General features: G+C 64.8%; 23 protein-coding genes. 19 read left to right on the forward strand and 4 right to left on the reverse strand.

What is annotated here, in order from left to right; translation table 11 throughout:
* Positions 1 to 40 precede the first annotated feature (40 nt).
* From AC3G7M_RS14370 to AC3G7M_RS14395, 6 genes are all read left to right on the forward strand, one after another.
* The gene (locus AC3G7M_RS14370; protein ID WP_489212798.1) at positions 41 to 1,294 is read left to right on the forward strand and encodes a sarcosine oxidase subunit beta family protein; all 1,254 of its coding nucleotides are present in this window, start codon (positions 41 to 43) and stop codon (positions 1,292 to 1,294) included.
* 11 nt (positions 1,295 to 1,305) lie between these two features.
* Positions 1,306 to 1,599: a sarcosine oxidase subunit delta gene (locus tag AC3G7M_RS14375; protein ID WP_489212799.1), complete on the forward strand. Its 294-nt coding sequence runs from the start codon at positions 1,306 to 1,308 to the stop codon at positions 1,597 to 1,599.
* Complete coding sequence (locus AC3G7M_RS14380; protein ID WP_489212801.1) at positions 1,599 to 4,658, forward strand: sarcosine oxidase subunit alpha family protein; 3,060 nt, start codon at positions 1,599 to 1,601, stop codon at positions 4,656 to 4,658. Before AC3G7M_RS14375 ends, AC3G7M_RS14380 begins: the two co-directional genes overlap by 1 nt.
* Positions 4,648 to 5,193 carry a sarcosine oxidase subunit gamma gene (locus tag AC3G7M_RS14385; RefSeq protein WP_489212803.1) on the forward strand — a complete coding sequence of 182 codons (546 nt, stop codon included), beginning with the start codon at positions 4,648 to 4,650 and terminating at the stop codon, positions 5,191 to 5,193. The genes AC3G7M_RS14380 and AC3G7M_RS14385 overlap by 11 nt, the downstream gene beginning before the upstream one ends.
* 18 nt (positions 5,194 to 5,211) lie before the next feature.
* Positions 5,212 to 6,567 carry an L-serine ammonia-lyase gene (locus AC3G7M_RS14390; RefSeq protein ID WP_489212804.1) on the forward strand — a complete coding sequence of 452 codons (1,356 nt, stop codon included), beginning with the start codon at positions 5,212 to 5,214 and terminating at the stop codon, positions 6,565 to 6,567.
* A 121-nt stretch (positions 6,568 to 6,688) separates the two neighbouring features.
* Positions 6,689 to 8,536 (forward strand): methyl-accepting chemotaxis protein, encoded by a 1,848-nt coding sequence (locus AC3G7M_RS14395; protein ID WP_489212806.1) that lies wholly within the window; start codon positions 6,689 to 6,691, stop codon positions 8,534 to 8,536.
* Between the two features lie 198 nt (positions 8,537 to 8,734).
* On the opposite strand, the gene AC3G7M_RS14400 is transcribed toward AC3G7M_RS14395, so the two are convergent.
* Entirely contained in the window at positions 8,735 to 9,919 is a 1,185-nt protein-coding gene (locus tag AC3G7M_RS14400) for a mandelate racemase/muconate lactonizing enzyme family protein (RefSeq protein ID WP_489212807.1), read from the reverse strand.
* Positions 9,916 to 10,698, reverse strand: coding sequence for an N-formylglutamate amidohydrolase (locus AC3G7M_RS14405; protein ID WP_489212808.1), 783 nt, complete (start codon positions 10,696 to 10,698; stop codon positions 9,916 to 9,918). The genes AC3G7M_RS14400 and AC3G7M_RS14405 overlap by 4 nt, the downstream gene beginning before the upstream one ends.
* Before the next feature lie 447 nt (positions 10,699 to 11,145).
* Here AC3G7M_RS14405 and AC3G7M_RS14410 point away from each other — a divergent pair, with 447 nt between their 5' ends.
* The 5 genes from AC3G7M_RS14410 (at position 11,146) to mazF (ending at position 14,075) form a co-directional block, all read left to right on the forward strand.
* Positions 11,146 to 11,538, forward strand: a complete 393-nt coding sequence (locus AC3G7M_RS14410) for a hypothetical protein (RefSeq protein WP_489212809.1) — start codon at positions 11,146 to 11,148, stop codon at positions 11,536 to 11,538.
* Between the two features lie 3 nt (positions 11,539 to 11,541).
* The gene (locus tag AC3G7M_RS14415; protein ID WP_489212810.1) at positions 11,542 to 12,156 is read left to right on the forward strand and encodes a hypothetical protein; all 615 of its coding nucleotides are present in this window, start codon (positions 11,542 to 11,544) and stop codon (positions 12,154 to 12,156) included.
* A 57-nt stretch (positions 12,157 to 12,213) separates the two neighbouring features.
* Entirely contained in the window at positions 12,214 to 13,443 is a 1,230-nt protein-coding gene (locus AC3G7M_RS14420; RefSeq protein ID WP_489212811.1) for an aminopeptidase, read from the forward strand.
* A 117-nt stretch (positions 13,444 to 13,560) separates the two neighbouring features.
* On the forward strand, positions 13,561 to 13,743 hold the full coding sequence (locus tag AC3G7M_RS14425) for an AbrB/MazE/SpoVT family DNA-binding domain-containing protein (RefSeq protein ID WP_489212812.1): 183 nt from the start codon (positions 13,561 to 13,563) through the stop codon (positions 13,741 to 13,743).
* Positions 13,737 to 14,075 (forward strand): endoribonuclease MazF, encoded by a 339-nt coding sequence (gene mazF, locus AC3G7M_RS14430; RefSeq protein ID WP_489212813.1) that lies wholly within the window; start codon positions 13,737 to 13,739, stop codon positions 14,073 to 14,075. The genes AC3G7M_RS14425 and mazF overlap by 7 nt, the downstream gene beginning before the upstream one ends.
* Positions 14,076 to 14,091: 16 nt before the next feature.
* Here the strand turns inward: mazF and AC3G7M_RS14435 are convergent, their stop codons facing one another.
* Positions 14,092 to 15,036 (reverse strand): aliphatic sulfonate ABC transporter substrate-binding protein, encoded by a 945-nt coding sequence (locus AC3G7M_RS14435; RefSeq protein WP_489212814.1) that lies wholly within the window; start codon positions 15,034 to 15,036, stop codon positions 14,092 to 14,094.
* A 162-nt stretch (positions 15,037 to 15,198) separates the two neighbouring features.
* On the opposite strand from AC3G7M_RS14435, the gene AC3G7M_RS14440 reads away from it, so the two are divergent.
* The 8 genes from AC3G7M_RS14440 (at position 15,199) to AC3G7M_RS14475 (ending at position 23,754) form a co-directional block, all read left to right on the forward strand.
* Positions 15,199 to 16,083: an ABC transporter permease gene (locus tag AC3G7M_RS14440; protein ID WP_489212815.1), complete on the forward strand. Its 885-nt coding sequence runs from the start codon at positions 15,199 to 15,201 to the stop codon at positions 16,081 to 16,083.
* Between the two features lie 93 nt (positions 16,084 to 16,176).
* Entirely contained in the window at positions 16,177 to 16,935 is a 759-nt protein-coding gene (locus AC3G7M_RS14445) for an ABC transporter ATP-binding protein (RefSeq protein WP_489212816.1), read from the forward strand.
* A gap of 147 nt (positions 16,936 to 17,082) precedes the next feature.
* Positions 17,083 to 17,550, forward strand: a complete 468-nt coding sequence (locus AC3G7M_RS14450) for a MarR family winged helix-turn-helix transcriptional regulator (protein ID WP_489212817.1) — start codon at positions 17,083 to 17,085, stop codon at positions 17,548 to 17,550.
* A complete protein-coding gene (locus AC3G7M_RS14455) occupies positions 17,547 to 19,730 on the forward strand; it encodes an FUSC family protein (RefSeq protein WP_489212819.1) in 2,184 nt (727 codons plus the stop codon). Before AC3G7M_RS14450 ends, AC3G7M_RS14455 begins: the two co-directional genes overlap by 4 nt.
* 3 nt (positions 19,731 to 19,733) lie before the next feature.
* Positions 19,734 to 19,931 (forward strand): DUF1656 domain-containing protein, encoded by a 198-nt coding sequence (locus tag AC3G7M_RS14460; RefSeq protein WP_489212820.1) that lies wholly within the window; start codon positions 19,734 to 19,736, stop codon positions 19,929 to 19,931.
* Positions 19,932 to 19,941: 10 nt separating this feature from the next.
* Positions 19,942 to 20,862: an efflux RND transporter periplasmic adaptor subunit gene (locus tag AC3G7M_RS14465; RefSeq protein WP_489212821.1), complete on the forward strand. Its 921-nt coding sequence runs from the start codon at positions 19,942 to 19,944 to the stop codon at positions 20,860 to 20,862.
* Position 20,863: 1 nt separating this feature from the next.
* On the forward strand, positions 20,864 to 22,360 hold the full coding sequence (locus tag AC3G7M_RS14470) for an efflux transporter outer membrane subunit (protein WP_489212822.1): 1,497 nt from the start codon (positions 20,864 to 20,866) through the stop codon (positions 22,358 to 22,360).
* Positions 22,357 to 23,754 carry an MFS transporter gene (locus tag AC3G7M_RS14475; RefSeq protein ID WP_489212823.1) on the forward strand — a complete coding sequence of 466 codons (1,398 nt, stop codon included), beginning with the start codon at positions 22,357 to 22,359 and terminating at the stop codon, positions 23,752 to 23,754. The genes AC3G7M_RS14470 and AC3G7M_RS14475 overlap by 4 nt, the downstream gene beginning before the upstream one ends.
* A 14-nt stretch (positions 23,755 to 23,768) precedes the next feature.
* Here AC3G7M_RS14475 and AC3G7M_RS14480 read toward each other — a convergent pair whose 3' ends face one another.
* Positions 23,769 to 25,016, reverse strand: coding sequence for a class I SAM-dependent methyltransferase (locus tag AC3G7M_RS14480; protein WP_489212824.1), 1,248 nt, complete (start codon positions 25,014 to 25,016; stop codon positions 23,769 to 23,771).
* Between the last annotated feature and the right edge of the window lie 66 nt (positions 25,017 to 25,082).

The raw sequence follows: 25,082 nt of genomic DNA on the forward strand, positions 1-25,082 counted from the left end.
CACCTCTCATCCATCCTGCGCAAAGAAACGATCGGCCCATATGGAACGCTTCTCTGGCCTATCCCTTCTTCGTCATGCTCTCGGTGGCCATCAAGGATGGAAACCTTTCTGGCGCGAGCCGGAGCCGAAGGCCGAATATGACGCCGTCATCGTGGGTGGCGGCGGCCACGGCATGGGTGCGGCCTATTACCTGGCGAAGGAGCATGGCCTGCGGAATATCGCAGTGCTCGACAAGGGCTGGCTGGGCGGCGGCAATACCGGCCGCAACACCACCATCATCCGCTCCAACTACCTCTTCCCGGAGAGTGCAGGGCTTTACAACCATGCGCTGAAGCTCTGGGAAACGCTCTCGCAGGACCTCAATTACAACACCATGTTCTCGCCGCGAGGCGTGCTCATGCTGGCGCATACCGTGCATGACGTGCAGGTCTTCAAGCGCCATGTCTTCGCCAATCAGGCGGCGGGCGTGGACAATGAGTGGCTGACGGCCGAGCAGTGCAAGGAATTCTGCCCGCCGCTCAATATCTCTCCCAATATCCGCTACCCGGTCGTCGGCGGCGCCCTCCAGCGCCGTGGCGGCACCGCGCGGCATGATGCGGTCGTCTGGGGCTATGCCCGCGCGGCGGACGCGATGGGCGTCGATATTATTCAGAACTGCGCCGTCACCGGCATCCGGCGCGATGCGTCTGGCGCCGTCGAAGGGGTCGAGACCGAAAAGGGCTTCATCCGCACGAAAAAGGTCGGCGTCTCGGCCGCCGGCAATACCTCGGTGGTGATGGGCATGGCCGGGCTGCGCATGCCGCTGGAAAGCTTTCCGCTCCAGGCGCTGGTCTCGGAACCCGTCAAGCCGGATTTTCCCTGCGTCGTCATGTCCAACACCATCCACGCCTATATCAGCCAGTCCGACAAGGGCGAGATGGTGATCGGCGCCGGCACCGACGCCTATACCAGCTATACGCAGCGCGGCGGGTTGCATATCGCCAGCCACACGCTGGATGCGATCTGCGAGCTGGTGCCGATGTACCGGCGTCTGCGCATGCTGCGCAACTGGGGCGGAATTGTTGACACAACGCCGGACCGTTCGCCGATTATTTCCAAGACCCCTGTGCCGGGTCTCTACGTCAATTGCGGCTGGGGCACCGGCGGCTTCAAGGCGACGCCAGGCTCGGCCCATCTCTTCGCGCATACGATCGCGCGCGACGAGCCGCATCCGATTAACGCGCCCTTCAGCCTGGAGCGCTTCACCACCGGTCATTTCATCGACGAGGCCGCCGCCGCGGCCGTGGCGCATTAAGGAGAGCCCCGATGCTGCTCATCCCCTGCCCCTTCTGCGGCCCGCGCCCGGAACTGGAATTCCGCTATGGCGGCCAGGCCCATATCGCGCGCCCGGCCGATCCATCGCCACTCACCGACCAGGAATGGGCGTCCTTCCTGTATCAGCGCGACAATGAGCGCGGCGTCCATGCCGAGCGCTGGCGCCATATCCATGGCTGCGCGCGCTTCTTCAACGTGGTGCGCGATACCTCCACCGACCGCATCCTGACCAGCTACAAGACAGGCGAATCCCGCCCGGACGCTGTGCAAAGCGGGGGCGTGTGATGCCTGATTCCCTGACACCCACGCTGTCGGTCGCGACCGCGGTCAACGAACCTTTCCGCACGGAAGCAGGCGGCCGGATTGACCGCACAAAGCCGGTCAGCTTCCAGTTTGACGGAAAATCCTATTCCGGTCTGGCGGGCGACACCCTGGCCTCCGCCCTGCTCGCCCATGGCGTCCATCTCATGGGCCGGTCCTTCAAATATCACCGCCCGCGCGGCGTGATGACGGCGGGGTCCGACGAGCCGAATGCGCTGGTGACGGTGAGCCGCGATGCTGGCCGCACGGCGCCCAATCTGCGCGCCACCCAGGTGGAGCTGTATGACGGGCTGACGGCGATCAGCCAGAACCGCTTTCCCTCTTTGCAATTCGATGTCGGCGGCATCAACGACCGGTTTGCCGCGCTGCTACCGGCGGGGTTCTACTACAAGACCTTTATGTGGCCGCGGACCTTCTGGGACCGCGTCTATGAGCCGGTGATCCGCGCCTCCGCCGGCCTCGGCCGCGTGCCCACCGCGCCTGACCCCGATCGCTATCTGCAGCGCAACGCCCATTGCGAGGTGCTGGTCATCGGCGCCGGCCCGGCCGGTCTGACGGCGGCACTGGCGGCCGCAGAATCTGGCGCGCGCGTCATTCTGTGCGATGAGCAGAGCGAGATGGGCGGGTCTTTGCTGGCCGACACCACCTCGCTGATCGCGGGCAAACCCGCGCAGGTCTGGCTGGCCGAGACGCTGGCCGAACTTGCGTCCTTCGGCAATGTCACGCTGCTGCCGCGCACCACGGGATTCGGCTATTACCCGCATAATCATATCGGCCTGGTGGAGCGGGTGAGCGATCATCTGGCAGCACCGGATGACAGCCAGCCCCGCGAGCGGATGTGGCAGGTGCGCGCGCAGCAAGTGGTGCTCGCGACCGGTGCCTTCGAGCGTCCGCTGACCTTCCCCGAGAATGACCGTCCCGGCATTCTGCTCGCCGATGCGGCGACCACCTATGTCAACCGCTATGGCGTGAAGCCCGGCAAGCGTGCCGTAATCGCCGCCGCCAATGACAGCGGCTATCGCGCGGCCCTCGCCTTGGCGGATGCGGGCGTTGAGATCGCGGCGATTGCCGATATGCGCCGCGCGCCCGCAGGCCATTGGCATGACGCTGCCGTCCGCGCGGGCTTGGCCGTCGCCACCGGCCAGACCATCGCCGGGACATCCGGCAAGCTGCGGATCGACGGCGCCACCATCGCCTCCGTGGGCGAGGACGGTTCCATCTGGAAGACGCAGGACATCGCCTGCGATCTGCTGCTGATGGCCGGCGGCTGGACCCCGACCCTGCATCTCTATTCGCAGTCGCTGTCGAAACTGCGCTGGGATGACGCAATCCAGGCCTATGTGCCGGGTGCGGTCGCGGCCTCTCAGGCCTTGCGTGCCGCGGGGGCCGCCAGCGGCGCCTATGGGCTGGAATCAGCGCTGAGCACGGGCTTCACGGCAGGCGCGGACGCCGCCGTCGCGGCGGGAGGCGAGGCTGTCACCACCCGCGTGTTCGTCACCGTCAGCGCCACGGGTGACGTCTCCACCGTGCTCGGCGCGCTGCCCCATAACCGGGATGCCAACCGCGTGCGGGCCTTCGTCGATTTCCAGAATGACAGCACGGCCAAGGATCTGAAGCTCGCCGTGCGCGAAGGCTTCCGCTCGGTCGAACACGCCAAGCGCTATACCACCACCGGCATGGCGACCGACCAGGGCAAGACCAGCAATATGCCCATGCTCGGCGTCATGGCGCAGGTGCAGGGCAAGACGATCCCCGAGGTCGGCTTCACGACCTTCCGCCCGCCCTTCACGCCCACCACCTTCGGCAATTTTGCGGGCGCGGCACGCGGTGATCTGTTCGACCCCATCCGCCGCACCGCCATCCATCACTGGGCCGAGGGCCAGGGCGCGGTCTTCGAGGATGTCGGGCAGTGGAAGCGCGCGCGCTATTTCCCCCGTCCGGGTGAAGACATGCATGCCGCCGTCGCGCGCGAATGCCAGGCCGTCCGCCGCGGCCTTGGTATTTTCGATGCCTCCACCCTGGGCAAGATCGAGGTCGTGGGGCCGGATGCGGCCGAGTTCATGAACCGCATGTATATCAACCCCTGGACGAAGCTCGGTATTGGCCGCTGCCGCTACGGTGTGATGCTGCGGGAAGACGGGTTCGTCTATGATGACGGCGTCGTCGGCCGCATCGCGGAAGACCGCTTCCATGTCACGACGACCACGGGCGGCGCGGCCTCCGTGCTCAACATGATGGAGGATTACCGCCAGACCGAATGGCCGGACCTCCGCGTCTGGCTGACCTCGGCGACCGAGCAATGGGCCGTGATCGCCCTGCAGGGACCGAAGGCGCGCGAGACACTGGCACCTCTGGTGGAAGGGATTGACCTGTCACCCGCCGCTTTCCCGCATATGGCGGTGGTCGAAGGCCGCATCTGCGGCGTCAAGACGCGCCTCTTCCGCGTCAGCTTCACCGGCGAACTGGGTTTTGAGATCAACATCCCGCCGTCGGCTGCTCGCCGCGTCTGGGAAGCGCTCTGCGCCGAGGGGAAGAAGCACGACATCACCCCCTACGGCACCGAGACGATGCATGTGCTGCGGGCCGAGAAGGGTTTCATCATCGTGGGCCAGGAGACCGACGGCACCGCGACGCCCGATGACGTCGGCCTGACCTGGGCCATCGGCAAAGCGAAGAAGGACTTTGTCGGCAAGCGCTCCCTCGCCCGCCCCAGCATGACCGACCCGAAGCGCAAGCAGCTGGTGGGCCTCCTGTCGGCCGATAATCGCACGGTGCTGGAAGAAGGCGCGCAGATCGTGGCCGACCCCAACCAGCCCAAGCCGATGACGGTGCTGGGCCATGTCACCTCCTCCTATATGAGCGCCGTGCTCGGCCACCCGATCGCGCTCGCGCTGGTCGAGGCCGGGCGCAGCCGCCAGGGCGAGACGCTGCAGGTGCTGGTGCCGGGCGGCCGCCCGGTCGCCGTCAAACTCGTGCCGCCTGTCTTCTATGACGCTGAGGGAGCGCGCCTCGATGTTGTCTGATCGTATCGAGACCACGGCGATCGACGCCAATGGCGTCCGCCTGGAAACCCTGCCCGCCTTCGGCCGCCTGAATTTCCGCGGCCCCGAGGGCGCGGTGCAGGCGATGGAGACGGTCTTCGGGCCATCGCTGCCGCGCGCGGCCTGCCGCGCCTCTCTCGGCGCAGACCGCGCGGCGCTGTGGCTCGGACCGGACGAATGGCTTCTGCTGACGCTGCCCGGCGTCACCGAAGGCCTGATCGAAGCGGCGGAAGGACAGCTCGCAACCCTGCCGCATAGTCTGGTCGATGTGTCAGAACGGCAGATCGCGCTCGGCCTGTCCGGCCGCCATGCGGCGACCGTGCTTGCGGGCGGCAATCCGCTCGATCTCGACCTCCGCACCTTTCCCGTAGGCATGTGTACCCGCACCATCCTGGGGAAAGCCGAAATCGTGCTCTGGCGCACCGAGCCCGACCGCTTCCATATCGAGGTCTGGCGCAGCTTCGCGCCCTATATTCGCGGCTTTCTTGCTGAGCATATGCGCGAATTCGGCGCCTGAGCGGCGCGCCGGGACCGCATGATCAGCGTCTTCGACCTTTTTAAGATCGGCATCGGCCCCTCGTCCTCCCATACCGTGGGACCGATGAAGGCAGCAGCCGCTTTTGTGGCCAATCTGCCCGGCCAGCCATCGCGCATCGCAGTGCGGCTGCTCGGCTCCCTCGCCTGGACCGGCCGGGGGCATGCGACGGATACCGCCGTCATGCTGGGCCTGGCCGGCGAAAGGCCCGATACAGTGACGGCCGAGGCCGCGCGCCGCATCATCAATGATGCGCGCGGCGCCTATCGCCTGTCGCTGGGTGCCACGATGATCGCTTTCGACCCGGCGCGCGACATCGTCTTCGACACCGAGGCCGAAACCCCCGTCCACGCCAATACGCTGATCTTCACTGCCTTCGGCACCGACGGCGCCGTGCTGCTATCGGAGCGATGGTGTTCGGTCGGCGGCGGCTTCATCGCGCGCGAGCATGAGGTGGACGCGGCTTACGACACAGGCGCAGCGCCGCTGCCCTATCCTTTCACGAACGGCGCGGACATGCTGCGCATGGGGGAACGAGCGGGCCTCTCGGTCGCGGCCATGATGTGGGAGAATGAGCGCGCGCGTCTGCCGCAACCGGAGATCGAGCGGCGGCTGGATGAGATCATCGCGGTGATGATGGATTGCATCGACCGCGGCATGGAGGCGGAAGGCGAGCTGCCGGGCGGGCTGAAAGTGCGCCGCCGGGCGCGGGCCCTGCTCGGCCGGATGGAGGCCGCCAGCCGCAGCAACACGCCCCTGCCGCATGGCATGATGGACCGCGTCAGCCTCTATGCCATCGCCGTGAATGAGGAGAACGCCGCCGGGGGCCGCGTGGTGACAGCGCCCACCAATGGCGCCGCCGGCGTGGTGCCGGCCGTGCTGCGCCACTACCGCGATCATTGCCCGGATGGTTCGCTGGATGGGATGCGGGATTTCCTGCTCACCGCGGCGGCCATCGGTGCGCTGTTCAAGATCAACGCCTCCATTTCGGGCGCGGAAATGGGCTGCCAGGGCGAGGTTGGCGTCGCCTGTTCGATGGCCGCGGCCGGGCTGACGGCAGCCCTCGGCGGCAGCATCACCCAGGTTGAGAATGCCGCCGAAATCGGCATGGAACATCACCTTGGCATGACCTGTGACCCGGTCGGCGGGCTGGTGCAGATCCCCTGCATCGAGCGCAATGCCTTCGGCGCCATCAAGGCGATCAATGCCGCGTCGCTGTCTCTGCACGGCGACGGCACGCATCGCATCTCGCTCGATCAGGTCATCGCCACCATGCGCCAGACGGGCATGGATATGCAGTCGAAATACAAGGAGACGTCGCTCGGCGGTCTGGCGGTGAATTTCACCGAGTGCTGAGCAACGGCACCGTGCCGGCTTAGAGTTCATCTTTCCTTCAGCCTCCCTCGGCCATAAAAACGCCGCTTCTGCTGCTCTGCGGGCCAGAAGCCGGAACACCTGTGCTGTCGGAGCGGTCGCGATGCTGAAACGTCTCTCCATCACCCGGCAATTCTCGCTGCTTGGCGGGATCGGCGTCTTCATCACGCTGGTCGCAATTTCGATCGGATCGTGGACGACCTATACGATCGCGCTGCAGGCGAAGGAGGCCCAGGTTCGCAACATTGTTGAGGCCGGGGTCACTCTGACGCAATCCTTTGTCGCCCAGGCCGAGCGTGGTGACCTATCAAAGTCCGAAGCACAGAAACGCGCCGCTGCCGCTCTCTCGGCCATGCGCTTCGACAATGGCAATTATCTTTTCGTTTACGATTATACCGGTCTGACGGTCGTCCACGTCGTCAAAGCCTATATCGGCGTCAACCGCTATAACGTCAAAGATCCCTACGGCACGCCGACCACTGCACCGATGATCGAAACGGCGCGGGCCGGCCATCCGGGCTTTCACCGCTACTACGTGCCCAAAGCCGGCAGCACGGACCCTTTGCCCAAAATCTCCTACGCCGCTGCCGTGCCGCAATGGCAATGGGTGATCGGCAGCGGCCTTTATGTGGATGATGTGCGCGCCGCCGTTCTCGGCAGTCTGATCGAACTGGCCTATTTCGTCCTGCCACTTATCGCGCTTTTTATCGTCATCATCTATCTTTTGCGCGGGCGGGTGGCGCGACTGCTCGCAGGCCTGACCCAGAGCATGGAAGCCGTCGCGACCGGCCATTACGGCATCGCCATCCCCGGGCTCGACCGGCGGGACGAGTTGGGCCGCATGGCCAAGACGCTCGGCATCTTCCGCGACGCCGCCACCGAGAAAGAACAGCTGGAGAAAAGTGCCGAGGCTGCGCGCCTACTGGCCGCCGAGGAGCGGGCCCGGGCCGAGGCTGAACGGGCCGAGCGGGCCCAGGAGCAGGGACGGGTCGTCAGTTCCGTGGCGGAGGGGCTGGAACATCTGTCCCTCGGCGACCTTCTGTTCCGGCTCGACCAGCCTTTCCCTGCCGACTACGAAAAACTCCGGGAAGATTTCAACGGGGCGATGGATAAGCTGCAGGAAACGATGCGCTCCATCGTCGCCAATTCCGGCGGCGTGCGCTCCGGCGCGCAGGAGATTGCCCAGGCCTCGGACGACCTTTCCCGCCGCACCGAACAGCAGGCGGCGGGGCTGGAAGAGACCGCGGCGGCCCTGGATCAGATCACCATGGCCGTGCGCAAGACCGCCGAAGGCGCGCAGGAGGCGCGCGACCTCGTCTCTCATGCCAAGGGCGATGCCGAAGACAGCGGCAAGGTTGTGCAGCAGACCATCACCGCCATGGGCGGTATCGAGGAATCCTCCCGCAAGATCGGCACCATCGTCGGGCTCATTGACGAAATCGCCTTCCAGACCAATCTCCTGGCGCTCAATGCCGGGGTTGAGGCTGCGCGTGCCGGGGACGAAGGCCGCGGCTTTGCCGTGGTCGCGACCGAAGTGCGGGCGCTGGCACAACGCTCAGCGGATGCCGCGCGGGAGATCAAGACCCTGATCGCCAATGCCAGCAAGCAGGTCGAAGGCGGCGTCAAACTGGTGGACGAAACCGGCCATGCGCTGGAACGCATCGTCGATCAGGTCGGGCGGCTCAACCAGTTCGTCGCCGAAATCGCGGCCTCTGCCCGTGAGCAAGCAACCGGGCTTTCGGAGGTCAATACGGCGGTCAACCAGATGGACCAGATGACGCAGCAGAATGCCGCCATGGTTGAACAGGCAACCGCGGCCAGCCATGGCATGATGCAGGAAGCGGAAGCCCTGAACCGGCTGGTGGCGCAATTCCAGATCGGCACCGATGGTCAGGCGGAGGAAGCGCCCGCGCGCCGTGCCCGCCCCCGTGCCCGCTTCGCCTCGGCCTGACGCACCCTGTGCGCTCAGCGCCGCTGGAGTCTGTCAGGCTTTGGTTGAAACAGTTTAATCCGTCATGCCCACGAAAGTGGGCATCTTCTTCACGGTAGCAGGCGGCCGCGCCGGGACTGGCGCCGCACCCTCAGACGATACCCGCTTGCGCGGGTATGACGGTGTTGAATGGGCAATTCCAACCGCAGCGGAACAGCTCTAGACCTGGGGCAGCCGCCGATAGGTGCCGGGCAGTGCCGGATCGTGATACTTATTGGCGGGGCCATTCTCGACAAAATCGCGATGCAGGAAGGCGAGCCTTTCCTGCGACAGCGTGATGCCCAATCCCGGTCCCTCCGGGACAGCGACCACATTATGGCGCGGCACGAAGGGGCCTTCCTCAATGATGTCGGCCGCCTGCATGCGAAACAGCGACTGGTTCGGCTCCCGTATCCAGCCGAGTGCCGCACAGAGATGCAAATAGGCGGCACTGCCGACGCCACTGTCACCGCTGTAGCACCAGAAATCGATGCCAGCATGTTCGCAGGCACCGACGAAGCGCAGCAAGCGGCCGATACCGCCCAGGGCAGACGGATTGCCGCAGATCGCATCCGGGATCTTATGCACCATGGCATGGGCGATATCGGTATTATGGGTCGAAAACGGGATCGAGCAATGACGCCGCAACTCGATCATCTCTGACAATGTCGCCACGGGATCTTCCCAGTTGCGCACGCCCAGCTCCTCCAGCGGCCGCGCCAGCCGGCGCGCGGTCGCCAGCGAATAGGCCTGGTTGGAATCGACGCGCAGCATGATGCCGTCGCCCAGCCTGGCGCGGATCAGTTCCAGCATGCGCAGCGACACGGCAGGGTCATGCGTCGAGAATTTTCCTTCAAAAAAAGTCGTTCCGTAGGTTTCGTGCAAGGCGACGCAGTAATCCGCGACGTCTTCGGGCGTTTTTTCTCCGCGCACCGACGGGCCGTCCCCACGCAGCGAGAAATAGTCGGTGAACGGAATCTCCTTCCGCACCGCGCCCCCGAGCACCTGGTACAGCGGCTGGTTCCATGCCTTGCCGCGCAGGTCCCACAGCGCCATTTCCACGGCGCCGAACGCCATGATGCGGGTTGGATCATTGATACTCTGCACCCCAGCCCAAAAGGGCTGGCAGCGGAATTCCGCCCCGGCGATGTCAAAGGCGTCATGCCCGATCAGTGCGGGGCCGATGCGGTCCCGGATGATGGCAGCGGCGGCCGGCGATGGCGCCTCTCCCAATCCCACCAGCCCATCCTCGGTTTCAACCTCGACGATGGTGACCGGAAAGCCGCCCAATTCTCCAAAGACCCAGACATAGGGCGCTTCCAGCGGGACGTTGATCGGTGTGGCGGTAATGCGCCGGATTTTCATGGCGCTTGCGTGAACTCCGCCCAGACTTTCGGCAGCAGCCGGATCAGCCGGTCGGCCCATTCCGTCTGGCCCGCCTCGGTTGCGATCAGATCCTGCCGGATCTCCAGCTCAAGATAAGGCAGGTTCCGCCGCTCGGCATGAACGGGGATGGTGTAGTCGGTCAGGTCGCTCACGAAATAAGGCTCGTTGTCGCCGATCACGAGGCCGCCCTCGGCATCCAGATGCCGCTTCAGGATCAGCGACAGGCGCGCGTCGCGGTTATACAGCACGGCCGCGTGCCAGGGCCGCACCTCCCCCTTATAGACCGGGGTGAAACTATGGACGGAGACGATGGCCGTGGGCTGGCCATTGGCCTGCCGGGCATCCAGGGCGGCCGTAATCGCCTCATGATAGGGCTGGAAAATCTCGACCTGCCGGGCCAGCCGTTCGTCATTGGTCAGGCCGATATTGCCCGTAATTTCGGTGGATTCGCTGATCTCGGGGATCGAGCTGGGCACGGACGGGTCCCGGTTGCAGTCGATCACCAGGCGCGAATAGACCTGCCGGATCAGCGTCGCATCCAGCGCATCGGCCACCCGCTCGGCGACTGCACGCGCCCCGATATCATAGGCGATGTGGCGTTCCATCTCGGTGTCCGGCAGGCCAAGCTGGCCGAGCCGGCTGGGCATGCGCCGGCCGGCATGGTCGCAGGTCAGGAACAAATCCGAACTGCCTTGCGGGTGGTCGATCACCACCGGGGCCGGATCTTCGGGGGAGAGCAGCGCTGTTATATCGTCCATGGCCGGAGCATAGCCCGGACAGCGCTTTCTGCCAGCCTTCTGAGCGCAGTTCGGCCGGCGCTGGAGCGGGGAAGACGACATGGTTTGACCATCAGGTGACGCCATTTCAGATGGCTGCCACCCTTTAATGCGGACAGATTATGTGGAATTTTCCGCATTTGGCGATATTACTCTGTTGACTTTAGTGATTTCAAACCTTACGCTCTCAATATCACCTGCGGGGTTTTCCGTCTTATGTCTCTGTGTTGTTGAGATAAATCTTAAGGTCCTGCCGATGGGCAGGACGGATTTATTGAGCGACCCGTCGCCGCACGGCGTTTAAAAAGAGACGAGAATGCATAAGGCCAAAACCTCTTTTCTCCCCCAGCACGTCACTGATTTTTTCATGCGGTGTTGCTGTCGCTTTTACTGACAGCTTATCGAAGATCGCTGCATCTGTTGTGATTGTTGACAGGAGATATCGCCATGTCCCCTAGACCTCTGTTTCTGACTCCTGAGCACACTTTCACGCAGCAATCGGGTGAATTGTCTGAGCGGGCGTCCGGCGCCTTTACGGGCTTAGCCGCCGTTCGTTATAAAAATGCCCTTGCCGCTGCCTGGGGCCAGGTCAGTCAGGTCGCCCTGCGCAAGGCCGGTGATTTCACCAGGACTATTCCCGTCCCCGCTATCGTCAGAAAACATGTCTCCAAGCGAGATGCCGCCTTTATTGCCGCGGCCTACGCCATTCCCTTGCCGGGCACGGCCCTGATCGCGGCTGCCATCGTCGGCAGCAAGCTTGGTTACAGACATTGGCGCGGCCGTTTGCAGCGTGCCGCCGCGGTCAACGCTTTCAACGGATAGACCATGCCCAAACGCTCCCTGACAGATGGTGAAATCAAGCTCGCACAAAGCGTCTTCGCTGATTCGATCCATTATCCTGCGGTTGGCGTGTACGATCGCGGCTATGCGTTCCTGAACGCATTCGGCAATATGTCCTACAGGGGCAATATCTATCTGCCCCATGGCCATAGCCACGACTTTTCCCAAGCACCGCTGTCGAAGAAACGCCTGTTCATTCATGAAGGGGTGCATGTCTGGCAACACCAGAACAATATCCTGAACCTCGCGATCGCGGCCGTTCGTGAGGGGGTGAAGCATCAGTTCCAATACGCCAAGGCCTATCTCTTCCACCTTGAGCCCGGCCGAGACCTGCTCGACTACGGGCTGGAGCAGCAGGCGGCGATCATCGAGGACTATTTCCTGCGGCAGCACGGCGGCCCGTCCATGAACCGCTGCCTGAATACCGAAACCGACACCCAGGCGCTGCTGGAAGGCGTGCTCCAAAATTTCCTGGAAAACCCATCCTACGCACGCCGCACCAGACGGCCGCGCCCATTCCGCCGATGGGTGGGTGAGGATGCGGCCCTTTTATCCACGACCGTGGAGACCGGCGCGAGCCACAGTGCCGCCGCCGCATGACTTGACCGCGCGGCCATTCGGGTCTGACCTGGGGCGATCAGACTGAGGAGACCGCCCGTGGATTTTGAAACCAAGCTCGACCGTCTGGCTGAAGTGGCCGTCAAGACCGGCCTCGGTCTGCGCCCCGGCCAGGAACTGGTGATGACGGCGCCGCTGGAATCCCTGCCGCTGGCGCGTCTCATCACCCGTCACGCGTACAAGGCTGGCGCGTCGCTCGTCACCACCTTCTATGGCGACGACCAGGCGACACTGGCGCGTTTCGAACTGGGCGCCTCAGAGGGGTTCGACACCGCACCCGCCTGGCTGTTCGAGGGCATGGCGAAAGCCTATGGCGCCGGCGCCGCACGCCTCGCGATTTCGGGTGAGGACCCGGCTTTGCTGGCAGGGCAAGACCCCGAAAAGGTCAGCCGCGCCAATCGCGCGCGCTCAAAAGCCTATCAGCCGGCGCTGCAGCATATCGTGGATTTCCATATCAATTGGAGCATCATCTCCTTCGCCAGCGTAGCCTGGGCGAAGATGGTCTTTCCCGATGCGACCGAGGCCGACGCGGTGATGAAGCTGTGGGACGCGATCTTTGCGGCCTCGCGCATTGACCAGGCCGATCCCGTCGCCGCCTGGGCCGCGCATAACGCGCGCCTGGCAGAGCGCAAAAACTTCCTCAATGAAAAGCGTTTCTCGGCGCTACGCTTCCGCGGGCCCGGCACCGATCTGACGGTGGGCCTGGCCGATGGGCATGAATGGGCGGGTGGGTCGGAAGTGGCGCGCAACGGCATCACCTGCAATCCGAATATCCCGACCGAAGAGGTCTTTACCACCCCGCATGCCAGGCGCGTGGAAGGCCATGTCCGCAGCACCAAGCCGCTGTCTTACCAGGGCACGCTGATCGAGGATATTGCGGTGCGGTTCGAGGCCGGCAAGATCGTCGAGGCGACGGCCCGTACGGGTGAGGAAGTGCTGCGCAAAGTGCTGGAGACGGATGCCGGCGCCGCGCGCCTCGGCGAAGTGGCGCTGGTGCCCCATTCCTCGCCCATCTCGAAGAGCGGCATCCTGTTCTACAACACGCTCTATGACGAGAATGCCGCCTGCCACATCGCGCTCGGCCAGGCCTATAACAAATGCATCATCGATTTCGAGACCAAGTCCGAGGACGCGCTGGTCGAGGCCGGTGCCAATCGCAGCCTCATCCATATCGACTGGATGATCGGCTCGGGCGAAATCGATATCGACGGCGTGACCGCGTCCGGCAATTCCGAGCCGGTGATGCACGCCGGCGAATGGGCGATCTGAGGCCAGGACACCCAGCAATGTATCGACTTATGTTGATACATTGCTTATGATGCTGATATGAAAGTCATAGTCAAAAAATGGGGCAATAGCGCGGCCGTCCGCATACCGGCGCAGGTGATGGCAGCGGTCGCACTTCATCTCGACCAGATGGTCGATGTCCGTGAAGAAGACGGCCGGATCATCATCGAGCCAGTGGCGCAACCGGCGCTGACGCTTGACGCTCTGCTGGACCGGATCATGCCGGAAAACCTCCCCGACGACATTGATTTCGGCCGTCCAGCCGGGAAAGAGATGTGGTAGCGGCGGAGTATGTTCCTGCCCGCGGCGATATCGTGTGGCTTCACTTCGACCCGCAGGCCGGCCATGAGCAAGCGGGGCACCGCCCGGCCTTGGTGCTGTCGCCGGAACGGTACAACAGACTGCGCGGCATGATGATCTGTTGTCCTCTGACAACCCGCATCAAGGGCTATCCGTTCGAGGTGGCGGTTGGGGGCAACCCGCCCTCGGTAATCCTCGCGGATCAGGTCAAGAGTCTGGACTGGCGGGCGCGCCAAGCCGAACACAAGGGGCGTGCCACACCGCAGGTCATGGCGGAGGTTGAGGCCAAGCTGAGGGCGCTGCTGCTTCTCTAGCGCAGCGCCCAGCGTGTTAGCCCTTCCAGGCGTTGTCGGTGACGACGATCTTCTTCGGAATGAGACCAAGACCGTAGAAGGTATCGGCAATCTTCTGCTGGTCGGCGAAAATCGCCGGGGTCAGCGGCGCGACGCCATAGCCCACGCGCGGCAGCGCGCGCTGCAAAACCGGAATGGGAATGCCGGCCGCCGGCCCAATGGTGGCGGCCGCCGCGTTGGTGTCGGCCTGCACCTTCTTTTCCTGATCGGCGATCGCGCCCAGCAGGGTGTGAATGACCGCCGGGTTGGCATCGGCAAAGTCACGCCGCGCCAGGAAGAACTGGTGGTTTGGCGCAATCCCCTCGGCATCCGCCAGCAGCCGGCCGCCGGTCAGTTCCGCCGCGGCGAAGAGCGGGTCCCAGCAGGACCAGGCATCCACGCTGCCGGCACGGAAGGCGGCGAACGCATCCGGAGGCGCCAGGAAGCTGAGCTTCACATCCTTGGGCGTCAGCCCGCCCTTGGCGAGGGCCGCGACGAGCAGGTAATTCGCGTTCGAGCCCTTGGTCGTCACGATATGCTTGCCGCGCAGATCGCCGAGCGTCTTGATCGGGCTATTCGCCTGCACGACGATCCCCTCGCCATGCGGCGCCGCCGGGTCAGCGGCGACATAGACGAAGGGGGTGCCTGCCGCCTGGGCGAAGACCGGTGGCGTCTCGCCGGTGATGCCAAAGGAAATGGCCCCGGCATTCAGGGCCTCCAGAAGCGGCGGCCCGGAGAGAAATTCACTCCATGTCACCGTGAAACCCAGCGGCGCCAGCAGGCCATCCAGGGTGCCCGCTGTCTTCAGAAGCAGCAGGGTGCCGTATTTCTGGTAGCCGAGATGGAGCGTGCCGCTGGCGGCGGCGGCCCGCCGCCCGGTGCTGAGAAGGCCCGCGGTTGCCAGAGCCGGGCCTGCCGCGAGAAGGGATCGGCGCGAGATCATCGTGATTTCCTGCGATGCGTGATGGGAGGGCATGGTATGGACGCAGGTGCAGCATAGCCCACCCGCTTCACAGTGGTGGTATTTGAACTATCTCATCCTCGTCAATCGTGTATATTTTCGTTCCACGCTCATACGTCACAGTTCCGTCATGGGAGTTCGCCTTTGGCCAGCGCCGTTGTTTCCGCCGCGCCATCCAGCACCCGCCCGCGTTCCCTCTCGGGCAGCGGGCTGCTGAGCGGTGCCCACCGCTTCACCGTTCCGGTGCTGATCCTGCTGGTCTGGCAGGGGCTCGATTCCCTCAATCTGGTCAATAGCCGGCTGATGCCCTCCCCGGTGATGGTGGCCGAGGCTTTCTGGCAGCTTCTGGTCACCGGCCAGTTGATCGGCAATCTGTGGGTCTCGCTGGTCCGGGTCTGTCTCGGTCTCGGCATTGGCGTCGTGCTCGGCGTGGTCTTCGGCCTTTTCGCCGGCCTCTCGCGCCTCGGCGAGGATACGATCGATTCGACCCTGCAGATGGTTCGCACCCTGCCGCACCTGGCCTTGATCCCGCTGTTCATTCTCTGGTTCGGCATCGGGGAGACGCCCAAGATCGCGCTGATCGCGCTCGGCTCCGTCTTTCCGATCTATCTCAACCTCTTCGCCGGCATCCGCGCCGTCGACCGCAAGGTGATCGAAGTGGCTTCCACGCTCGATCTCACGCGGTCGGAGATCATCTGGAACGTCGTGCTGCCGGGGGCGCTGCCCTCCTTTCTGGTCGGGCTGCGCTACGCCGTCGGCATCGCCTGGCTGACCCTGGTGGTGGCCGAGCAGGTCAATGCCAATAGCGGCATCGGCTATCTGGTGATGAATGCGCGCGACTTTTTGCAGACCGACGTCATCTTCGTCGGCCTCATCATCTACGCCATTCTCGGTCTCACCACGGACCAAATGGTCCGCGCGATCGAGCGGCGGGCACTTGCCTGGCGCCCAAGCTTCGTCGGCGCCCAGCAGCAGGCGGGCCGGGCGATCGGCTATCCTGCCCGTGGCCGCGCCGGCCAATGGTCATAGCGGCACCGGCGATGTGATGACAAATATCCGCGTTTTTCTGGAGACCGATATGATCTTCGGCACCCAACAGGCCACCCACGAGCGCACCGCGTGATGACGACCGTGCAAACCCTCAGCCCGGTCGTCGAGGATACACGCCTGACGCGTGGCGAAGCCGCGGTCAGCGTCCGCGGCCTGACACGGTCCTTCGGCGGCCCGAATATCCTCGACGGTCTCGATCTTGAACTGGAGGCCGGCAGCTTCACGGCACTGCTCGGCCGCTCGGGCTCGGGCAAATCCACGCTGCTGCGCACCTTGGCGGGGCTTGATCCGGCGCCGGCCGGCACCGTCTCGGTGCCGCGCGAGCGCGCCGTGGTGTTTCAGGAGCCGCGGCTCCTGCCCTGGAAAAAAGTCTGGCGCAATGTCTCGCTTGGCCTCCGCCACGGCGATCCCCGCGCCAAAGCAAGCGCCGCCCTGGCGGAACTCGGCCTGTCGCACCGGCTGGATGCCTGGCCGCTGACCCTCTCCGGCGGTGAGGCGCAGCGCGTCGCCCTGGCCCGCGCGCTGGTACGGGACCCCAAGCTGATGCTGCTGGACGAGCCCTTCGCCGCCCTCGACGCACTGACGCGGCTGCGTATGCAGGCGCTGGTCGCCAAGCTGTGGCACCAGCATGACCTGACGGTCCTGCTGGTGACCCATGATGTGGATGAGGCGCTGCTGCTGGCCGATCGCGCGGTGGTGCTGATCGATGGCCAGATCGGGGCGGATATTCCCATTCCGCTCGACCGGCCCCGCCGCCACGGCGACCCCGACTTCATCCGCCTGCGCCAGGAGCTGCTGTCCACGCTCGGCGTCGATGAACTGGCGGCCTGACGGTCGCCAGCCCGCGTCTGCCCGTCCGCCGATCCGGCACTCTCACCCTCAGAAATGCGCATCCCAGCTCTCCCTTAGTTGTTTAGCTAATGGTTAGCATCCTAACTATAAGCGCAGCATCGAGTTTGACGCTTTGTTGGGGATGGCATGCGCGCCACCGAATTCGGCCGGCTGGTCTACCGTGTCTCCACCGCCTGGCGACGGGAGATCGATTATCGCGTCCGCGATTTCGGTCTGACGGAGGCGACCTGGCGACCGCTTCTGTATATTGGCCGTCTGGGAGACGGACAGCGCCAGACGGATCTGGCGGCAGCCCTGATGATCGAGGCGGCGTCTCTGGTTCGGCTGGTCGATGCGCTGGAGCGCGCGGGCCTGGTCGAACGGATCGAAGACCCTGACGACCGGCGCTCGAAGCGTCTGACCATGACGCCGGAAGGTCGCGCGGTCTATGACAAGGTCGCTGCCCTTCACAGCCAACTGGCCCAGGACTTCATCAAGGACGTGTCGCCGGCGGATCTGGATGTCTGCGCGGGCGTGCTGGATCGCGTTCTCGGCGCCATCGAATCCTATTCACCCCCGGACCCGGCAGCGTCTACGGCCGGCGACCCGGTATGAGCGCTGCCATCCGCCCGGCGCCGTCCCTGTGGCGCAGCACCGCGGGCATTGTCCGCGTGTCTCCGGCGACCGCCTATGTCGCGCGCACGCTGCTGGCCATGGCCATCGCCTTTCATGCCGCGCTCTGGCTGCAATTGAGTTCGCCTGCTTCCTCGATGGTCACGGTCATGATCGTCGCGAGCCTCTCCCGCGGGGCCATCCTGTCCAAGGGCTTCTGGCGAATCTTCGGCACCGTGATGGGCGCCGTCGCCGCTGTCGTGATCACGGCCTGGTTCGGTCAGACCCCCATCCTGTTCCTCGTCGCTTTCGGGGCGTGGCTGGGCATCTGCACCTTCATCTCCAGCCTCTTTCGCCATTTTCGCGCCTATGGCGCGGTCCTCGCGGGTTACACGGTCGCCCTGATCGCGGCGGGTGCGATCGCCAACCCCGAGCATGTGCTGGATTACGCTCTGGCGCGCCTGGCAGTGGTGACGCTCGGGGTCGTGGTCTCCACCGTGGTGACGATGATCTTTCAGCCCAGCGTGACCACCAATGTCATGCGGAGCCGGGCCCGTGCATCGTTGCGCGGTGTCGCCAAGCTCTTGCTGTCTCGTGCGGATGGGGTGGCGATGGACGATCCTGCCTTCATCGCGGAGCGCACACGCCTGGCCGGAGACATCGAGCGGCTGGATGAGACGGTCGAGTTTTCCGGCGCCGAGGCGACGGACGTCAACCGGCACGCAGCCAGCATCCGCCGCGGTCTCGCCGCCCTTTATGCCGCGCTGCTGTCTGTCTCGGTCGCAGGGCAGTCGCTCAACCGCTTGACGATGGCGGCCCATGCCGAGGCCGACGCCGATGAGACGGCCCGGAAGGCAGCGGCCCCAGAAGCGGATGAGGGAACCGTGGCGGGTGGCGATCTGCCGGTCGTTGCCCCTGCGGGTGCCGAATCGCTGTCCGCGGAAGTCCGTGGCCTGTTGCAGGAGGTCGCGGCCTATGATCCGCAGGATCGTCATGCCGCGATGCAGCTGTCTGAAAAGATCGCCACCGTCGCGCGCGACGTGACGCGGGTGCAGGGGGACCGCGCCTCGCTGGACGAAGTCAGTACCCTTGCCCGCATCCATCAGGAGCTGGAGCAGCTCCATGATTGCGTGGCGCCTTTCGCCGCATGGCAGGAAACGCGCCGCCCCTATCACAGGGGCAGCCGCCTCAAAAGCTTCCACGATTATCCGACCGCCATCCGCAACGGCGTGCGAGCCGCAATCGCCGTTTTGATCGGAGGCTTCTTCATCTATTTCACCGGCTGGTGGCCGGCCGGTCCTACCGCGCTGATCATCCTGGCCGCCTCCTGCGGGCTGCTGTCGAATGCCCCCAGCGCCGCCGCCGCCAGCATCCAGTTCGGCAAGGGCATCACCTATTCCTCGGTCTTTGCCTTCATCTACGCCTTCTGGATTCTGCCCCATATCACCGGCTACCCGATGATGTTCGCCTCCCTGGTGCCCGTGCTGGCGGTCGCGGTCTATGGATCGACGATCCCGCGCTTCGGGCTGCTGTCGGTTGGCTTCGTCATCTTCTTTCTGACGCAGATCAATTTCGCCAATCAGATGAATTACGACATCGTGGTTTTCACGAATAACACGCTCGCCTTCACGCTCGGGGCCTGGGCGACCGTTCTGGCCTTCCGCGTCGTCTGGCCACCTAATCCGATGCGGGATGCGTCGCATCTCACCCGGCGCATTCGCCGCGCGACCGAACGGCTCATCCGTGGCGGCGGCCGCCATCGTGGCCGGCGGGACTGGCTGGGCTGGCTGGTGACCTACAATCAGGCGATGCAGCGGCTGTTCCTGCGCCTTCAGGTCAATCCCAGCCTGCGCAACCAGACCATCGGCGACAGCGGCGCCTTGCTGATCATCACGCAGGAGGCGCTGCGCCTGCAGTCCATCCTGCGCGGCCTGGATCTGCCGCAAGCCGAGCGCGCAGATGCCGAGACCGCGATCCGCCATCTGATGACGCTCCGCCGGCCGCGGCGGGCCACGCTCAGCGCCGAGCGCGCCAGCACGCGGCTTGAAGGCTTGCACGCCCGCAGCGAAACGCCGCGCCCCGGCCTGCTGCGGGCCGCCGGCAGTTTCCGCACCATTGCCGCCTTGATGCCGCAAGCGCAGCGCCTGCTGTCACTCGAAGCCCCCTTTCGGAAGGACGCGTAGCCCATGTTTTCGGAAGCGCAGATCGACAGCATCCTGTTCGCCCCGATCGTCATCTATTGCCTTCTAGGTGCGATCATTTTCGTGCCCGTGCGGTTTTTGCTCGGCCGGCTCGGCGTTTTTTCCGCCGTCTGGCACCCTGCCCTTTTTGAGCTTGCGATCTATTTCATCATAACCGGCGCCCTCGTTCTCTTCGTCGCCTGACCGGATCACCATGTCTGCTGTTATTCGCCTTATCCGCTTCCTGATCACACTCGCCGTTGTGGCCGTCGCGGTCTTCATCGTCGTGCAGCTGTGGAACGTCTATATGCTGGCGCCCTGGACGCGGGACGGGCGCGTTTTCGCGCAAACCGTCATCGTGGCGCCGGAGGTCTCAGGCACCGTGGTCTCGGTGCCGCTGCAGGACAATCAGCCTGTTCGGAAAGGCCAGGTCCTGTATCAGATCGACAAAAGCCGGTTTGAGATCGCGCTGGATCAGGCGCAGTCCGAACTTCAGGCCGCACAGTTGCAGGAAAAGAAGGCGCAGGACGACGTGGCGCGCCGCCGCGGGCTGAGTGGGCTGATCTCGAAGGAAGATGTCTCCAATACCAATATCGCCTCCGCCGTGGCGTCCGCTAATGTCAGTGGCGCGCAGGCGGCCGTCGATCTCGCAAAGCTCAATCTGGCGCGCTCCACGCTTTATGCCCCGGTCTCGGGCATCGTCACCCATCTGCGCCTCCAGGCCGGTGATTTCGCAACCGCCGGACACCCGGATATCGCGCTGATCAATACCGCCTCCTTCCAGGTCATCGGCTATTTCGAGGAGACGAAGATTGCCAAGGTGCATGTCGGCGATGCCGTCAGCATCAAGCTGATGGGCTTTCCCGACCGGCTGACGGGCCATGTCAGCAGCATCGGCGCCGGCATCGGCGACCAGAATGACGGCGTCAATACGCGCGGCCTGCCGGAGGTCAATCCGGTCTTCGACTGGGTCCGTCTGGCGCAGCGCATTCCCGTCTATATCGCGATCGACCATCTGCCGCCGGGCGTCGTGCTGGCCTCGGGCATGACCTGCTCGGTCAATGTCGGCCGCGAAGTGCCCGAAGCCCATGGTTTCACCGGCCGGATGCAGCGCTGGATGGAGGATAATCTCTAACATGCGCTGTCCTTCCTTTTCCCTGAAAGGGGCGCTGGCGTTACCGCTCGCGGGGCTGCTCGCGGCCTGCACGGTGGGGCCCGACTTTTCCAAGCCTAAGCTCGACCTGCCGCCGCAATTCACCGAAAAGCCGGCCTCACCCACCGATATCGCGCTGACCGATGCCGAGCTGACCCAGTGGTGGAGCGCCTTCAACGACCCGGTGCTGGACCGGCTGGTGCGGCAGGCGATTGCCGGCAATCTCGATCTTCAGATCGCCCGGCAAAGACTGCTGGAGGCGCGCGAAGACAGGGTGCAGGCCGCCGCCGGCGATCTTCCGACGATCGATTTCGGCGGCGACGCGCAGCGTGCGCGCGCCAGCACGACGGTCGAATACCCGCCCGGCTTCGGCAATTATCACGCCTATACGCTCGGCTTCGATGCCAGCTGGGAGCTGGATATATTCGGAGAGACCCGGCGCGCGACGGAAGCCACGACCTATGGCGTCAATGCCTCGATCGCGGAGCGGCGCGCGCTGCTGGTCAGTCTGCTGTCGGAAGTGGCGGTCGATTATACGACCTTGCGGGCGGCCCAGGCCCGGCTGGCCATCGCGGAAAGCAATCTCCGTACCGCCCAGCAGGTGGCGAGCTATTCACAGCAGCTGGAATCCCAGGGCCTGGGCAATACAGTCTCCGTTCTGCAGGCGCAGGCGCAGGTCGAGCAGACCCAATCCACGCTCCCCGCCTTGCGGGCCGACGTAGCCGTCATGTCCCACGCCATTGCCGTGCTGCTGGGCCGCTATCCGGGCGATCTCGACTCCATGCTGAGCGAAGCGCAGCCGCTGATGGCAACCCCCGCCACCATCCCGGATACGATCCCGGCCGAGGTCATCGAAAACCGGCCCGACGTGCATGAGGCCCTGATGGACTATGCCGCTGCCAATGCCCAGATCGGCGTGGCCGTGGCCGAGGAATTGCCCCATTTCTCCATCCCGATCTCGGTGACGCCACAGGCGAGCGCGATCAGCCAGCTGTTTGAGGGCGCATCGCTGACCTATTCGCTGGCGCTGCAGGGCGCCCAGCACCTCTATGCGGGGGGCAAGCTCAATTCCAAGGTGCGGCAGGCGCGCGACAATGCCGAGGCCGCCCGGCTGCACTATAAGGCCACCGTGCTCTCAGCCCTGCAGCAGGTCGAGGATGCATTGGTGCATGTGCAAAGCGACCGCGAGGCCAACGCCGCCCTCGCCGCCTCCGTACGCGACGCTCAAAAGGCGCTTGATCAGTCCACCACGCTGTATCACGCCGGCCTGCAGGACTTCCTGACGGTGCTGACGAATGAACGCACGGTCTTCGTCTCCCGCGATGCCCTGGCGCAGAGCGACGCGGCACTCGTCACCGACTATATCGCTTTGTTCAAGGCGCTCGGCGGCGGCTGGCAGCATGTGGAACTGGACCCGCCGGACGTGAAGGCGATGATCGACAAAGCCGCGCAACCGGCCAAAAAAGGATTGTTTTGGTGAGGGCCTTTTCAACCGCGATCCCGCAGGATGGGCTCGATCAGCCGCAGCGCTTCTGGGCGGTGCTGGCGGTGGCGCTTGGTCTCATCATGGCCGTGCTGGACGGTGCGATTGCCAATGTCGCTTTGCCGACCATCGCGGCCGATGTGAATGTCAGCCCGCATGACAGCGTCTCGATCATCAATGCCTATCAGATCGCCGTCATCGTGCTGCTGCTGCCCATGTCGTCTTTGGGCGAAATCTACGGCTACAAACGCGTCTTCCTGAGCGGCGTCGTGCTGTTCACGCTCGCCTCCTTCGCCTGCGCGATGTCGCGCACACTGGACGAACTCACCATCGCCCGCATCTTCCAGGGCTGTGGTGCGGCCGTGCAGATGAGCGTGACGGGCGCCATCATCCGCTTCGCCTATCCGCGCGCCAAGCTCGGCCAGGGCCTGTCGATCAACGCCTTCGTGGTTGCGGGATCGACAGCCGTGGCACCCTCCATCGCCTCCGCTATCCTCGCGGTGGCACACTGGGAATGGCTTTTCGCCATCAACGTGCCGATCGGCATCCTCTGCTTCGTGGTCGCGGTCCGCAGCGTGCCGAACAGCCTGCGGTCGTCGATCCGCTTTGACGTGATCAGCGCTGTTCTATGCGGCGTCACCTTTGGCGTCGGCATGTTCGGACTGACGGACCTCTCGCATGGCACAACCTGGCTGCGGGGCCTGGCAGAGCTCGTCATCGGCATCGTGGCCGGCATTCTCCTGGTGCGACGGCAACTCAGCCGGTCGGAGCCGCTGCTGCCGATCGATCTGCTGCGCATTTCGCTGTTTCGCCTGTCGATCATCAGCTCGGTGCTGTCCTTCAGCGCGCAGATGCTGGCCTTCGTCTCCATCCCGTTCTTCGTTCAGGACACTCTGGGCAAAAGCGAGGTGATGACCGGGCTGCTGATGACGCCCTGGCCCTTCGTCATCATGTTCGTCGCCCCCATCGCCGGGCGGCTCTCCGACAAGGTGCCGGCCGGGATTTTGGGCGGCATCGGCCTCGGCTTCTATGCGCTGGGTCTGGCGCTGACGGCCGCCCTACCCGCCCATCCCGCCAATTGGGATATCTGCTGGCGTCTGGCGATTTGCGGCGCCGGCTTCGGCCTGTTCCAGTCTCCCAATAACCGGGCGATCATGGGCTCCGCCCCGCGCCACCGGTCAGGGGGCGCCAATGGCATGCTGGGCATGGCGCGCCTCACCGGGCAGACGCTGGGGGCGACGATGGCGGCTGTGGTCTTCAAGCTTTTCCCCCATCACGGGCAGATGCCAGTGGCGCTGGGCATCGCCTGCGTCCTCGCGGTCGGCGGCATGGTCGTGAGCTTTATGCGCCTGCGGGCGCCGGGCGGCGTGCCCACCGCCGCCAAGAGCTAGACGAAAGCCGCCACTCAGCTCTTGGGTGCTGCCAGCAGCACCCGGTTGACGGGCTCCAGCGCCGCAAAAACCGCTTCCCAGGCGCGGCGGAATTTGTCCGCGCCCATGCCGCGTTCCTCGAACAGCGCTGCCAGGTCCGCGACCGTCTTCTCCCCGTCGATCGCCTGCAGAATGGCGGGCGCCTGGGGCGGCAGGCTGACCGGCGCGCGCAGCCCGTCGAACAGGAAGGGCAGCTGGCCATTGGGCAGGATGGACTTCACCAGTTCCGAACCTGGCACTTCCCGCATCACCGGCACCGCCGTATCGGCCAGCGGGTCCGCCCGCGTCACCGGCTCAGCCGCACGGCGGCAATAGGTAATATGGACGCTCATATTGGCCGTGAGGCTTTCGGCGAGGGCCGCCTGTTGCGTTGCCGGCAAGCCAGCCGCCAAGCCGCGCAGTTTCGGGTCCGGCAGCCAGGTCGCGGGGTCGTAGCGCATCGGCTCCATGAAGGCGGCCACCGCCATGCCGGCGCTCGCCAGAAGGGACGCGAAATCGGTCACGGTGAAGGCGCGGTCGCGGGGATTGAGCAGCAGGTCATAAAGCCCGGCATCGCCGCCGCTGATGTGATCGGAGAAATTGCGGTTGAAGCGCAGCCAGTTGCTTTCGGGCAGATGGCGCATGACGCGTTTCGCGATCTCGATCCGGCTGGCAGGCGTCTGTTCGGGCGGCGCCAGCAGGCTCAGCGCCTCCTGCACCATATAGACGCCGGTGCGGCCATGCGGCGCATAGACCATCAGCCCCATGCCGCCGCCCGGCGCCAGCACGCTTTCCAAGGCCGCGAGACCCGCCGCCGGCTCAGGCAGATGATGCAGCACGCCGCAGCAGTCGATGTAATCGAACGGGCCCAGGCCCAGCCGCGGCAGATCGAGAATGGACCCCTCGACCCAGTCGATATTGGTGAGGCCTCGCGCCTCCGCCCTTCCGCGGGCGATGCGCATCGCAGCCTGGGACCGGTCCAGATAGGTCACGCGGCCCGCATTGCCGCGACGGGCGAGGTGCGTCGCCAGCATGATGGTGCCGTCGCCGGTGCCGCCGCCTGCGACCAGGGCATTCAGCGGCTGGCTTTGCGGCCGCTGAGCGCCGAAGACCCAATAGTCTATTTCGCGCAGATGTGAGGGGCTGCCGATGATGAGGCGCTTGGCCTCCTCCTTCGGGTCGCGGGCCGGATAGGGATAGGCCTCATACTGGGCGGCGAGCTGGGCGTCGGTGCGATCGGTCATGCTGCCGCTTTAAAGACTCCCGCCCGCGCTGGCGAGACATGCAGCGCATGTCGCAAGCTTCACTTG

The organism is Acidisoma sibiricum, assembly GCF_057837225.1.

Coding starts and splice junctions, on each gene's coding strand:
- AC3G7M_RS14370 (WP_489212798.1), top strand. CDS start 41: ATGGAACGCTTCTCTGGCCTATCCCTTCTTCGTCATGCTCTCGGTGGC.
- AC3G7M_RS14375 (WP_489212799.1), top strand. CDS start 1,306: ATGCTGCTCATCCCCTGCCCCTTCTGCGGCCCGCGCCCGGAACTGGAA.
- AC3G7M_RS14380 (WP_489212801.1), top strand. CDS start 1,599: ATGCCTGATTCCCTGACACCCACGCTGTCGGTCGCGACCGCGGTCAAC.
- AC3G7M_RS14385 (WP_489212803.1), top strand. CDS start 4,648: ATGTTGTCTGATCGTATCGAGACCACGGCGATCGACGCCAATGGCGTC.
- AC3G7M_RS14390 (WP_489212804.1), top strand. CDS start 5,212: ATGATCAGCGTCTTCGACCTTTTTAAGATCGGCATCGGCCCCTCGTCC.
- AC3G7M_RS14395 (WP_489212806.1), top strand. CDS start 6,689: ATGCTGAAACGTCTCTCCATCACCCGGCAATTCTCGCTGCTTGGCGGG.
- AC3G7M_RS14400 (WP_489212807.1), bottom strand. CDS start 9,919: ATGAAAATCCGGCGCATTACCGCCACACCGATCAACGTCCCGCTGGAA.
- AC3G7M_RS14405 (WP_489212808.1), bottom strand. CDS start 10,698: ATGGACGATATAACAGCGCTGCTCTCCCCCGAAGATCCGGCCCCGGTG.
- AC3G7M_RS14415 (WP_489212810.1), top strand. CDS start 11,542: ATGCCCAAACGCTCCCTGACAGATGGTGAAATCAAGCTCGCACAAAGC.
- AC3G7M_RS14425 (WP_489212812.1), top strand. CDS start 13,561: ATGGCAGCGGTCGCACTTCATCTCGACCAGATGGTCGATGTCCGTGAA.
- AC3G7M_RS14435 (WP_489212814.1), bottom strand. CDS start 15,036: ATGATCTCGCGCCGATCCCTTCTCGCGGCAGGCCCGGCTCTGGCAACC.
- AC3G7M_RS14445 (WP_489212816.1), top strand. CDS start 16,177: ATGACGACCGTGCAAACCCTCAGCCCGGTCGTCGAGGATACACGCCTG.
- AC3G7M_RS14450 (WP_489212817.1), top strand. CDS start 17,083: ATGCGCGCCACCGAATTCGGCCGGCTGGTCTACCGTGTCTCCACCGCC.
- AC3G7M_RS14455 (WP_489212819.1), top strand. CDS start 17,547: ATGAGCGCTGCCATCCGCCCGGCGCCGTCCCTGTGGCGCAGCACCGCG.
- AC3G7M_RS14460 (WP_489212820.1), top strand. CDS start 19,734: ATGTTTTCGGAAGCGCAGATCGACAGCATCCTGTTCGCCCCGATCGTC.
- AC3G7M_RS14465 (WP_489212821.1), top strand. CDS start 19,942: ATGTCTGCTGTTATTCGCCTTATCCGCTTCCTGATCACACTCGCCGTT.
- AC3G7M_RS14470 (WP_489212822.1), top strand. CDS start 20,864: ATGCGCTGTCCTTCCTTTTCCCTGAAAGGGGCGCTGGCGTTACCGCTC.
- AC3G7M_RS14480 (WP_489212824.1), bottom strand. CDS start 25,016: ATGACCGATCGCACCGACGCCCAGCTCGCCGCCCAGTATGAGGCCTAT.